Source organism: Bradyrhizobium iriomotense (assembly GCF_018129405.1).
GTDB lineage: Bacteria > Pseudomonadota > Alphaproteobacteria > Rhizobiales > Xanthobacteraceae > Bradyrhizobium > Bradyrhizobium iriomotense_B.
Map to the genome: position 1 here is coordinate 1 of NZ_JAFCLP010000031.1, position 11,719 is coordinate 11,719.

General features: G+C 63.9%; 13 protein-coding genes. 9 read left to right on the forward strand and 4 right to left on the reverse strand.

What is annotated here, in order from left to right; translation table 11 throughout:
• Window positions 1–223: 223 nt before the first annotated feature.
• Window positions 224–577 (reverse strand): hypothetical protein, encoded by a 354-nt coding sequence (locus JQ592_RS35865; RefSeq protein WP_211407422.1) that lies wholly within the window; start codon window positions 575–577, stop codon window positions 224–226.
• 164 nt (window positions 578–741) lie between these two features.
• On the reverse strand, window positions 742–1,542 hold the full coding sequence (locus tag JQ592_RS35870) for a hypothetical protein (protein WP_211407423.1): 801 nt from the start codon (window positions 1,540–1,542) through the stop codon (window positions 742–744).
• 233 nt (window positions 1,543–1,775) lie between these two features.
• Between JQ592_RS35870 and JQ592_RS35875 the strand changes: the two genes are divergently transcribed.
• A complete protein-coding gene (locus JQ592_RS35875) occupies window positions 1,776–2,069 on the forward strand; it encodes an antibiotic biosynthesis monooxygenase (protein WP_018648871.1) in 294 nt (97 codons plus the stop codon).
• Window positions 2,070–2,240: 171 nt separating this feature from the next.
• Here the strand turns inward: JQ592_RS35875 and JQ592_RS35880 are convergent, their stop codons facing one another.
• Window positions 2,241–3,686, reverse strand: a complete 1,446-nt coding sequence (locus JQ592_RS35880; RefSeq protein ID WP_211407424.1) for a helix-turn-helix domain-containing protein — start codon at window positions 3,684–3,686, stop codon at window positions 2,241–2,243.
• A 229-nt stretch (window positions 3,687–3,915) separates the two neighbouring features.
• On the opposite strand from JQ592_RS35880, the gene JQ592_RS35885 reads away from it, so the two are divergent.
• From JQ592_RS35885 to JQ592_RS35895, 3 genes are all read left to right on the forward strand, one after another.
• Window positions 3,916–5,550, forward strand: coding sequence for an isocitrate lyase (locus JQ592_RS35885; protein WP_211407425.1), 1,635 nt, complete (start codon window positions 3,916–3,918; stop codon window positions 5,548–5,550).
• A 30-nt stretch (window positions 5,551–5,580) separates the two neighbouring features.
• A complete protein-coding gene (locus JQ592_RS35890; RefSeq protein WP_008560963.1) occupies window positions 5,581–5,790 on the forward strand; it encodes a DUF4170 domain-containing protein in 210 nt (69 codons plus the stop codon).
• 197 nt (window positions 5,791–5,987) lie between these two features.
• Window positions 5,988–6,542, forward strand: coding sequence for a hypothetical protein (locus JQ592_RS35895; protein ID WP_211407426.1), 555 nt, complete (start codon window positions 5,988–5,990; stop codon window positions 6,540–6,542).
• Window positions 6,543–6,675: 133 nt separating this feature from the next.
• On the opposite strand, the gene JQ592_RS35900 is transcribed toward JQ592_RS35895, so the two are convergent.
• Window positions 6,676–7,557, reverse strand: a complete 882-nt coding sequence (locus JQ592_RS35900) for a metallophosphoesterase family protein (protein WP_211407427.1) — start codon at window positions 7,555–7,557, stop codon at window positions 6,676–6,678.
• Between the two features lie 92 nt (window positions 7,558–7,649).
• Here JQ592_RS35900 and JQ592_RS35905 point away from each other — a divergent pair, with 92 nt between their 5' ends.
• The 5 genes from JQ592_RS35905 (at window position 7,650) to JQ592_RS35925 (ending at window position 11,689) form a co-directional block, all read left to right on the forward strand.
• A complete protein-coding gene (locus tag JQ592_RS35905; protein WP_211407428.1) occupies window positions 7,650–8,141 on the forward strand; it encodes an NUDIX domain-containing protein in 492 nt (163 codons plus the stop codon).
• Between the two features lie 61 nt (window positions 8,142–8,202).
• Complete coding sequence (locus JQ592_RS35910) at window positions 8,203–9,150, forward strand: glycosyltransferase family 2 protein (protein ID WP_246820961.1); 948 nt, start codon at window positions 8,203–8,205, stop codon at window positions 9,148–9,150.
• Between the two features lie 122 nt (window positions 9,151–9,272).
• Window positions 9,273–9,788, forward strand: a complete 516-nt coding sequence (locus tag JQ592_RS35915) for a GNAT family N-acetyltransferase (RefSeq protein ID WP_211407430.1) — start codon at window positions 9,273–9,275, stop codon at window positions 9,786–9,788.
• Window positions 9,789–9,824: 36 nt separating this feature from the next.
• Window positions 9,825–10,496, forward strand: a complete 672-nt coding sequence (locus tag JQ592_RS35920) for a methyltransferase domain-containing protein (RefSeq protein WP_211407431.1) — start codon at window positions 9,825–9,827, stop codon at window positions 10,494–10,496.
• 86 nt (window positions 10,497–10,582) lie between these two features.
• The gene (locus tag JQ592_RS35925; RefSeq protein ID WP_349630521.1) at window positions 10,583–11,689 is read left to right on the forward strand and encodes a hypothetical protein; all 1,107 of its coding nucleotides are present in this window, start codon (window positions 10,583–10,585) and stop codon (window positions 11,687–11,689) included.
• The last annotated feature ends 30 nt before the right edge of the window (window positions 11,690–11,719 follow it).

Sequence of the window (11,719 nt, forward strand, 5' to 3'; positions counted from 1 at the left end):
GTCATGATCAGAGGCCTCACCCAGTTCCACGCCATCAAGCATGGTTGGAGCCTCCGAAATGTGTGAATCTCGTAGCCTTGCGGGAGAGGGTGGCTCGCTGCGAAGCGGCGAGACGGGTGAGGGGTATCTATCCGCGCGAACGGTGTTACGAGTGGAGAGAACCCCTCATCCGGCGCTTCGCGCCACCTTCTCCCACAAGGGGAGAAGGAAAGGGACCTCGCGCCTACTTCGCCTTCTTGGCTTTCGCCTTCTTCGCCTTGGCGGCCTTCTTCGCCGGCTTCTCTTCCTTCGCCTTCTCCACCTTCACCGTGACAGGCGTGCTGGCGGCAAGCCGCATCGACCGCGCGTAGCTGTCGGCGACGTTGTCGGCGGACATCTGCAGGCGCTTGGCGGCGGCGGTGGCCTGCTCCATGGTGGCCTTGGCCATCATCTTGAAGCGGTCGCCGGTCTCCTTGCCCTTGGCCTTGGCCGCGAGGCCGTTGAAGCGATCCCGCCGCTCCTTGGCGCGGGTCATCAGGCCCGTATGCAGCTGTCTGGCCAGTTGCCGGATCACGACATCCAGGTCGGCGTCCGCCATGTTCTCTTATCCTCTCCGAAAACGGTATCGATGCGGGCGGGACTATGCAGATCGGGCCCCACCTTGGCAATTGGCGGCCAGGCGTCATCCGCAGCTTCCGGTACCCAAAACAAAAAAGCCGCGCATTTTGCGCGGCTCTTGTGCGTCCCGGCGGTGTTTCCGCCTCACTTCAACGAGGCAACCGGGCCGCTCGACGCTGCCGGATCGGGGTCGAAGCCGAACACGCCGACCAAATATTTGTAATAGTCCGGCATCTTCTCCTTGAGCGTCTCGCGCGACTTCGGGTCGTGGAATTCGCTCTTTCCGGAGAGGAAGATGCTGGCGGTCACGGCGAAGAACTCCATCGGGTTCTTCAGCGCGTAGGATTCCTTGGGCAGCATGTCCTTGGACTTGGCCAGGGCATAATAGCCGATCACGCCCTTGTTGGCGTAGCCGTCCGGCAGCAGCCGCGCGTGGAAGGCGTGCAGCATCTCGTGCAGCAGCACGGCCTCCTTCTCGTAGCGCATCATGTCCGGCCGCAGCATGATCACGCCGAGGCCCGAATCGACCGCGAGGTCGACGGCATTGGGATTGGTCCAGCGCTGCTTGGCGGGGTCCCAGACCGTCAAGGTCCGGGGTGCGGTGCGCTGCATGTCCGGCGTGACCCGGCCGTAGCAGGCGGTGGCGGCGCCTTCGTCGAGGCAGGCGAGCTCGCTCGCGACGATCGGAACGGTGTGGAAGAAGCGCAGCACGCGCGGGGAGAGGCCGACGCCTTCGACGACGTCGATCTGGCTCTTCAGGTTCTCGGTGAGCTTGTCGACATCCTTGCGATCGCGGTTCTCGGATATGTCGAACATGTAGCCGCGGTAGCTCTGGAAGCCCGGCGGCAGCGGCTGCGCCGCGTCGGCATCGAGCGAACCGGCCCTGGATGGATTGGCAAAGAGCGCGCCGACAATGGTCGCGGTCAGCAGCAACGCAATGCGCATGATGAACCCCCTGATGTCACTTTCGCCCGGCAGGATAGGCCGCCGTTGTTTGCGAAAAGTGAGTGAGGCGAGACTAAGGCGCCGATGTTGAGGCGTGCTTAACCGTTGGTTGCAGATCTCGGAGATGGATTAGGGCCGGGTTAACCAAGCGTGGATTGGCGGCGCGCTTCGGCGTAACATCGGCTTCCGGGCACCAGGCCCGAAAGTCCAGACAGCCGGAAGGGGAGGATGCCATGTATGCCGCCATCCGTCAGGCCAAGGCGAAAAGCGGGAGTGCGGAGGAGCTGACGCGCCGCATCAAGGACGGCGCCGTTCCGATCATCAGCGATGTCGAGGGTTTCCGCGCCTACTACGTCGTCTATGCCGGCGACGACACGGTCACCGCGATCTCGATCTTCGACAAGTTCGAGCAGGCCGAGGAGGCGAACAAGCGCGCCATCGCATGGATCGAGAAGGATCTCGGCCCGCTGCTCGCCGGCGACGCCCGCGCCGTGGCGGGGCCGGTGATCGTGCATACGCTGGCGTAGGGTTGGCGCGAGCTCTCTCCACGAGTCGTCCCGGCGAAGGCCGGGACCCATACCACAGGCCGGGGTTTGGCGAAGATAGGTAACTCCGAACTCGCGCCACAACTTCCGCCTGGGAGTATGGGTCCCGGCCTTCGCCGGGACGACACTGAGTTTGTGGACGCGCAGCCGCGCTCACAACTCCCGTGCATTCGAGAACGCGAACGAACTCACCCGCCGTGTCGTCTCGTCCAAAATCAGCGTGCGCGTGATCGGCGGCTCGGCGCGCTGGGCGCAATTTTCGCGCTCGCAGAGGCGGCAGTTGACGCCGATCGGCGTTCCTTCCGTCTTATCGAGGTCCATGCCGGCGGCGTAGGTCAGGCGCGCGGCGTGGCGGATCTCGCAGCCGAGGCCGATGGCGAAGCGCGGCTGCGGCAGCGGATGCGGCGCGACCGGGCGGCGCACCATCTGCGCGATCGAGAAATAGCGCGTGCCGTCGGAGAGCTCGATCACCTGCTTCAGCAGGCGATCCGGCGTGTCGAAGGTCGAGTGCACGTTCCACAGCGGACAGGTGCCGCCGAATTTCGAGAACGGGAACGTGCCGGACGAAAAACGTTTGGAGACGTTGCCGGCATTGTCGACGCGCAAGAGGAAGAACGGAATGCCGCGCGCGTTCGGCCGCTGCAGCGTGGTGAGGCGATGGCAGACCTGCTCGAAGCCGGAATTGAAGCGCTGCGCCAGCACGTGGATGTCGTAGTTGAGCGCTTCGGCGGCGGCGAGGAACGCCGGGTAGGGCATCATCACCGCGGCCGCGAAGTAATTGCCGAGCGTGATGCGGAACAGCCGCCGCGGCGCATCGTCGAGCGGGCCGGCGCGGCCGATGATGGTCTCCAGGGCTTGCGCGCATTCGCCAAGCCCGAGCTGGAAGGCGAGCTGGAACGCGCGGCCGGGCGGGTCGACCAGCTCGGAGATCAGGAGCTGTCGGCGGTGGCGGTCGAAACGCCGCAGCGTCTCGCGCATCACGTCCACCGGCATGATCCGGGTCTGGATCGAGTGCTTTTCGCGCAGTCGCGCAACCAGCGCCGCGTACAGCCCCTCGGCCGGCACGTTCAGTTCGTCGCGCAGGTTCTCCGCGGCCTGCTCGAGTTCCGGAAAATAGTTGCGGTTGGCCTCGATCAGCTCGCGCACGCGCTCGACCGGATTGGCCTCGAAGCGCGTGCCGACATCGCGGTCGGCCATCTGGGCGGCGGCCAGCGTCTCGCCCTGGCGGGCCTCGGTATAGGCCGCATAGAGCCGCTGCAGCGCATGGGTGACGCCGGGGCAGAGCTCGGCGAGGTCGCGCAGTTCCTGCTTGGGCACGTCGATCTGGCGGAACAAGGGATCGGAGAAGATCTCGTTGAGCTCGGCGAAGAAGCGGTCCTCGTCGGCGGTGGCGAGGTCGCGCAAATCGAGGTCATAGGTCTCGGCCAGCCGCAGCAGGATCTGCGCCGTCACCGGGCGCTGGTTCCGTTCGATCAGGTTGACGTAGCTGGGGGAGATCCCGAGCCCCTCGGCGATCTGGGTCTGCGACAGCCCCAATTGCTGCCGGATCCGCCGGAAGCGCGGCCCGACGAACAGTTTCTTGCCGGACTCGGCGGCCATGTCTCAGATCTCCGTGCGCATGAAGGACAGCCTCGCTGACCTATATTTTACAAGATTTACAAAATAACATCTATTACATGTTCTGATGTTACATGACATCACCAATAAAAAACAAGCCATCTATACGAAGTTTCTGTTTTCGCGTTTAGCTCCTGACACGCATCTCGCAATGCATTGTCAAGAATGTCGATGGCCAGCCATCGGCCATCGTCAGCGAAAGGATAGGCACATGAATTATCAACCCCGCGGCATCAACGCGCTCCAGCGTCCGGCCTCGTATCAGAGCGAGATCGAGGCAGCCCAGGCGCTCCTCAAGACCCAGCCGACCTGGAATGGGGTGACGGCCGAGGCCGTCGCACGCATGCGCCTGCAGAACCGCTTCAAGACCGGCCTCGACGTCGCCCGCTACACCGCGGCGCTGATGCGGGCCGACATGGCGGCCTATGACAAGGACCCGACCAAGTACACGCAGTCGCTGGGCTGCTGGCACGGCTTCATCGCGCAGCAGAAGCTGATCTCGGTCAAGAAGCACTTCGGTGGCAAGACCGACCGCACCTACCTGTACCTCTCGGGCTGGATGATCGCGGCGCTGCGCTCCGAGTTCGGACCGCTGCCCGACCAGTCGATGCACGAGAAGACCTCGGTGCCGGCGCTGATCGAGGAGCTCTACACCTTCCTGCGTCAGGCGGACTCGCGCGAGCTCAACGACATCTTCCGCAGCCTCGACAAGGCGCGCAAGGAAGGCGACAAGACCCGCGAGAAGGAGCTGATCGAGAAGATCGACAACTTCCAGACCCATGTCGTCCCCGTCATCGCCGACATCGATGCCGGCTTCGGCAACGCGGAGGCGACCTATCTGCTCGCCAAGAAGATGATCGAGGCGGGCGCCTGCGCGCTGCAGATCGAGAACCAGGTCTCGGACGAGAAGCAGTGCGGCCACCAGGACGGCAAGGTCACCGTGCCGCATGACGTCTTCCTTGCGAAGATCCGCGCCTGCCGTCATGCCTTCCTCGAGCTCGGCATCGAAGACGGCATCGTCGTGACCCGCACCGATTCGCTCGGCGCTGGCCTCACGCAGCAGATCGCCGTCAGCCACAAGCCGGGCGACATCGGCGATCAGTACAACAGCTTCCTCGATTGCGAGGAAGTGACGCCGGAGAACGCCCGCAACGGCGACGTCATCATCAACCGCAACGGCAAGATGATGCGTCCGAAGCGGCTGCCCTCCAACCTCTACCAGTTCCGCCCCGGCACCGGTGCAGACCGCTGCGTGCTCGATTGCATCACCTCGCTGCAGAACGGCGCCGACCTGCTCTGGATCGAGACCGAGAAGCCGCATATCGAGCAGATCGCCAGCATGGTCGACCGCATCCGCAAGGTCGTGCCGAACGCCAAGCTCGCCTACAACAACTCGCCGTCGTTCAACTGGACCCTCAACTTCCGTTGGCAGGTCTACGACGCGATGAAGGAGGCGGGCCAGGACGTCAGCAAGTACAACCGTGCCGAACTGATGAAGGCGGAGTACGACGATACGCCGCTGGCGAAGGAAGCCGACGAGCGCATCCGCACCTTCCAGGCGGATTCGGCCAAGCGCGCCGGCATCTTCCACCACCTGATCACGCTGCCGACCTATCACACGGCCGCGCTCTCGACCGACAATCTCGCCCGCGAGTATTTCGGCGAGCAGGGCATGCTGGGCTACGTCAAGAACGTCCAGCGCGCCGAGATCCGTCAGGGCATCGCCTGCGTGAAGCACCAGAACATGGCCGGCTCCGACATCGGCGACGACCACAAGGAGTACTTCGCCGGTGAGGCTGCCCTGAAGGCGGGCGGCGCCCACAACACCATGAACCAGTTCGGCTAACGCATCGCGCAGTTCGAGAGGAGACTGACAATGACCAAAGGCAGCAATTTCTGGGTGATCGGCGGCGAGTTCGGTTCGATGAACTTCCACAAGCTCGTGGAAGGCTCGGCCCAGGTCAAAGGTCCGTTCAAGACCCGCAAGGAAGCCGAGGACTGCTGGCGTGAGGTGTCGGAAGAGAGCCGCCACAAGGCAGGCGTCCGCTTCTCGATCGTGGAAGAGCCGTCGCGCGTCTCGGCCTGAGGGCCTTACCTGCTGACCTGAATTAAGAAGACGTCCAAGGACGGATGGTCCCATCCAGGCTCTGCCTGGGTGGGATCGTCTGTTTTTGGCACAAGTCACGCGCCTGTGGGTGCCGTAAGTATCTGGAATTATGAGGCCTTTGCGGGCAGCTTGGTTGCTGATAGGTTAACGGGGATAAGTCGAGGACGAGGCCGACAATGTCAGAGCCCGAGACCAGCGGGACCCATCCCAGCCAGCCGCGCCCGGTGCGGCTGCGCGATGCGCTGCTGCGTGCACGGATCGAGGCCGCCGACCGGACCGGCGTCGTCGTCGACTTGCGCGACGCCGAGGTGGCGCGGCTGGAGATCCTCAACGATGCGCTCGATCCGCTGTTCGCGCAGGTCCCGGAGCAAATCGATCTGTTCGACCGCGGCATCAGCCAGGGCGACACGCCGAGACTCTGGATCGATGTCGTCGCGCACATCATGATGGGGCGCGACAAGCGGATGTACCGCTTCGTCCAGGACACCCGCTTCGGTCGCATCGTGCTCGCCGAATCGCACGACACGGCTGTGATCGTCGAGGCCGTCACCGACTATGTCGCCCGCCGCATGATCGAGCGCGAGCATGCGATGGTGGTCCCGCCCGAACCACAAGCCCCGGCCGCCGCGCCGCCGCGCCGCTCGCGGATCTGGCCGTTCGTATTCGGCTTCATCCTCGGCGCCGCCGCCTTGTTCGGCGTCGCCGTGCTGGCGGTTTTGCGGAGCTGGTGAGGACGCTCCCGTAGCCCGGATGGAGCGAAGCGCAATCCGGGAAACCTGTCGCTACAGATGCACTGTCCCGGATTACGCTGCGCTCCATCCGGGCTACGGATCACCGCTGGATCTGGCCCGGAATGACTGCCAACTAGATCAACCTCGCCTGCTTGATCTGCCCAATCTGGAATCCCGCCCCCAGCGCCCGCACCGTCTGCTCGCAGCGCCAGCCGGCATTGTCCTTCTCGATTCTGAAAAGGTTGTACGCCGCCGCCGGATAGCGTCCGTGCGCGAGCGCGGAGGCCGAGGGCACGCCCAGCGCCGGAATGTTGCCGTTGGGACCCTCGAACCACATCGTCGAATGAATGTGGTCGTGCCCGTGCAGGATCAGCTCGACGCCGTGGCGCTTCAACAGCGCCAAAAGATCGGCAGAGTCCGTCATCCGCTTCTGGCGCGCGGCGGACTTCAGGGGATGATGCACCAGCAGCACGCGGAAGACGTCTTCGGCCGCGAGCCGCTCGAGGACCTCGGCGAGCGCGGCGAGCTGATTGCGCCCGAGCGTGCCCGTTGCCATCAGCGGCAGGGTCGGCACCGCCGTCGACAGGCTGATCAGCGCCAGCGGCCCGCGCCGTCGCACGGACGGGAAGCCGATGCGGCCGTCGTCGCCCGCAAGATAGGGCGCAAAGGTCTCGCCGAAGCGATGAAAGGTGGCGCGGACATAGGCGTCGTGATTGCCGGGAATCGTGGTGACGCGGTCGGGCGGCCCGACCTCGTCGAGCCAGGCGCGCGCGGGAGCGAACTCGGCCTCCAGCGCCAGATTGACGAGATCGCCTGTCACCGCGATGTGGTCGGGCGCCTGCGCCTTCATGTCGGCAACGAGTGCGTCGAGCACCTCGCGGCGCTGGTACTTGTGGCGGTTGCGCGTCCAGTTGACGTAGCCGAGCGCGCGCTTGCCGGCGAGCTCGACCAGCCGCGGTTTCGGCAGCGGCGCCAGATGCGGGTCGGACAGATGGGCGAGCGTGAAGGGGGCCATGGCGCGCGATTGCCTCGCTATTCGTCCACTGTAATGGCAAGGTCGAAAGGACTGTGCAAGCGTGGTCCCGACAGGGGCCTGTTGGGAGCCTGATGGGGGATCGTCTGAACCGCGTTCGACGCAAATTCGACCCGCTGCTGCGGCGGATCTTCCACGCCTATTTCCTGCTGGTGCGCGGCATGACCCTCGGCGTCCGCGCCGTGGTGCTGGACGCCGAGAACCGGGTGTTCCTGGTCAGGCACAGCTACATCAGCGGCTGGTATCTGCCCGGCGGCGGCGTCGATCTCGGTGAGACCATGGAGCAGGCGATGCGGCGCGAGCTCAAGGAGGAGGGCGACATCGATCTGACCGGCGAGCCCTTGCTGCACGGCATCTTCCTCAACAGCCATGTCTCCCGCCGCGACCACGTCGCGGTCTACGTCGTCAGGCAGTTCAGGCAGGATCGGCTGCCCGAGCCCAACCACGAGATCGCCGAATGCGGGTTCTTCGCGATCAATGCGCTGCCCGAGGGGACCACGCTCGGCACAAGGCAGAGAATCGCGGAGGTGCTGGATGGCCGGCCGCTGATTGCGACGTGGCGGTGAGGGCGGCCTGTGCTAGTAATCACGGCGTCTGCAGTCTCGACGTATGGATGAGGGATGGAGATTGTCTGAAGCGACGAGCTCATGGCCATTTCGGGTCGCCGTGCTGGTTCCCTGCTACAATGAGGAAGCCGCCGTCGCGACGGTCGTCGCCGATTTCCGCAAGGCACTGCCTGCGGCCGAAGTCTACGTGTACGACAACAACTCGACCGACCGTACCGCGGCGATCGCGCGCGAGGCCGGAGCGATCGTGCGCAGCGAACGGTGCCAGGGCAAAGGCCACGTCGTGCGCCGCATGTTCGCGGACGTCGAGGCGGACATCTACGTGCTCGTCGATGGAGATGCGACCTACGACGCGCCGAGCGCGCCGCGTATGATCGACAAGCTCCTCGATGAGCATCTGGATATGGTTGTGGGACTGCGTGTCGATCGATCGCAAGCGGCCTACCGGCGCGGTCATCGCATGGGCAACCGGCTGTTCACCGGTTTCCTGGCATCGACGTTCGGCCACGCCTTCAAGGACATGCTGTCCGGTTACCGCGTCTTTTCGCGCCGCTTCGTCAAATCCTTCCCCGTTTTGTCCGACGGTTTCGAGATCGAGACCGAATTTGCGGTCTATGCGCTGGAATTGTCGCTCCCCGCCGCCGAGATCGAGACGCCCTATTACGCGCGACCGGAAGGTTCCTTCTCCAAGCTCAATACCTGGCAGGATGGTTTGTGCATCTTCTATACGATGCTGAAGCTCAACCGATCGGAGCGACCACTGCGCTTCTTTTCGGCGATCGCCATCGTCTTCGCGCTGCTGTCGATAGCTCTCGGACTGCCTATCGTGATCACCTTCCTCGAAACCGGCCTCGTGCCGCGCCTCCCGACCGCCGTGCTCTCCATGGGGCTGATGATCATGGCGCTGCTTTCGGCTTCGTCGGGGCTCGTGCTCGACACCGTGACGCGGGGCCGGCGGGAAATGAAGATGCTCGCCTATCTGTCCCAACCGCCGCTCGGGAGGAACTGAAATCGCCTCTGAGGCGGGCCTAATCCCATGGACCACCGCCCTCCGAGGTGATATCCCGCCCACGCCGGCCGACCATTTTTTCCCGACGCGACGATGACTCCGCTTGAAGACGCATTGAGGCGATGAACGATCTCTCACTCACTATCCTGCCGGAAGTTGCCGGCGATGCTCAGGCGATCGAGCGGCTGCACGAACGCACCTTCGGACCCGGCCGCTATGTGCTGAGCGCCTACCGCATCCGCGAGCACGTGGATCACGTGCTCGAACTGTCCTTCACCGCCCGTATCGGGACGTTGCTGGTCGGATCCGTGCGGCAATTGCCGATCTGCGTCGGCGACACGCCGGCGCTGCTGCTCGGGCCCCTGACGGTCGAACCTCCGTTCCGCGGCCGCAGCGTCGGCCGGAAGCTGCTCGAGCGCGCGCTGAAGGATGCAAAGGCGCAGGGCCACCGCCTGGTGCTGCTGGTCGGCGACGAGCCCTATTACAGCCGCGTCGGCTTCAAGCCGGTGCCGAAGGGGCGAGTCACGATGCCGGGCCCGGTCGATTACGCTCGGCTCCTCATCCTCGAACTCGTCGAGGGCGCGTTCGAAGGCGTATCGGGGCCGGTCGGTCCGGACTGGAGCAAGACGCCAACCTGACGCGCCATCGCTTTGCAGATCACGTGAGGTAAGGTAGTGCCGGTCGATCAGCAATATTACCGGGAGGTGGCGTCCGGGAGCACGGCGGAAAAGCTGCTCGTCGCGGCGCGCGACCGCATATTCCAGGATTTCATCGCTCACATGCAGCCGTCTGCGTCGGACGAGATCCTGGACGTCGGCGTGTCCGACGTGATCAACGACGGCGCAAACGTGCTGGAAAGAAGCTACCCGCATCAGCACAAGATCACAGCCTGCGGGCTCGGCGAGGGAGTCGGGTTCAAGGCGGCTTTTCCGCTTTGCCGCTACGTGCAGATCGAGCCGAATACACGGTTGCCGTTTGCCGACAACGAATTCGATGTCGCGACGTCCAATGCTGTGCTCGAGCATGCCGGAAGCCACCAAAATCAGGTGCTGCTGGTCAAGGAGCTTTGCCGGGTTGCGAGGAGGGTGTTCATCACGGTGCCCAACAGGTTCTTTCCGGTCGAGCACCACACGGCCATCCCGCTGGCGCACTACCTGGATGGCACTTTCAGGATAGCGTGCATGATCACCGGCAAGTCGGAATGGACCGACGAGCAGAACCTGATCCTGATGACACGAAAACGGCTGCTGGCGTTCACCGCGCTGATCGCCAAGTCGGCGGCGGTAGGTTACACCGGCTTGTCGCTCGGCCCGTTATCGTCCAATCTCTACCTTGCATTCCGCTGAAGCGGAGCCAGCACCTCCCGCCGCGGCATGATCCAATGAAGCGAACCGGCACGAGCAAAGTCATCTTCGCCGTCCTGTTTGTCGCGGTGCTGGTCGGCCATTTCTGGACCATGTTGCGATGGAATGAGGCTCGCGGCGTCTACGACGACATCTGCTACCTGCGGCAGGCGCATCTGTTTCAGAGGTTCGGGCTGGTGCGAGGCTTCGACACCAACCTCGCCCTCGACGACGATGGCTATCTGAAAGCAAAGCTGAAGGAGATCGACTACCCGAGGTGGGACGATACGACTGAGGCACCCTGTCACAACTTGATGCCGGCGACAGGGAAGGTCGTCATCCAGTACCCGCCGGGTGTCGGCCTCGTGTTGGCGCTATTTCCGAGAGGTCACCAGGTCGTCCCCATGTACATGATGGCGACCGTTGTCGTCTTCGGCTTCGCGCTGTTTGCCCTTTCTGTCGCGCGCACCACGAGGTCGATCCTGCTGGCTGGAACGTTCGGCTGTCTTGCAATCTACCTGATGGTCAATCCGGTCAAGGCGAGCTACTCGATGGCACCGACGGTCGTCGTGTGTGCGCTCGCAGGATGTCTCACCGCGCGATGGCTGGCGAGCCCGCAATCTCAACCGAGGATCGGGCTGTTGGCGTCCATCGGCTTCTTGCTCGGATTGACAGTCGATTTCCGGTTGGCCAACCTCTTCCTGGCGTCCGGCTATGGAATGTTCCTCCTGGTCGCGTTCCTTGCAGAACGCACGGTGTCCCGGTTCTTGCAAGGAGCCGTGTTCGGCATCGCGTTGCTGGCCGGTGTGATGCCGACCATCGTTTCTTATGCCGTCAATGCCGGCAGTCCGTTCGCGTCGACCTACGGCAACAATCCCGATGTCAGGCCACTCGATTTTTCGTTCGCAGTGGTCCGGGACTATCTCGCCGACCCGCTCCAGACGTTGTTGCTCGTCATCGGAATTGCGGGGGCGATCTGCCTGCTGCGGCAGGCGAACGGCGTCCGCCGTGTCGCGCAGCTCACGATCGCCAATCTGGTGATCAATCTCGCTTTCTTTTTCACCTATCCGATCGCGACGCCATACTACACCATCCCCATTTCTCTCCTGACGCTGTGGAGCCTGCTGTTTGCCGTCCTGTTCCAGGAGGCGGCGGAGGATGCTCCCGAAACGGCTGCTTGGGCCAAAGCGCGTTGAATTCAGGTTGGTCAACACGCTTCGGCTTTG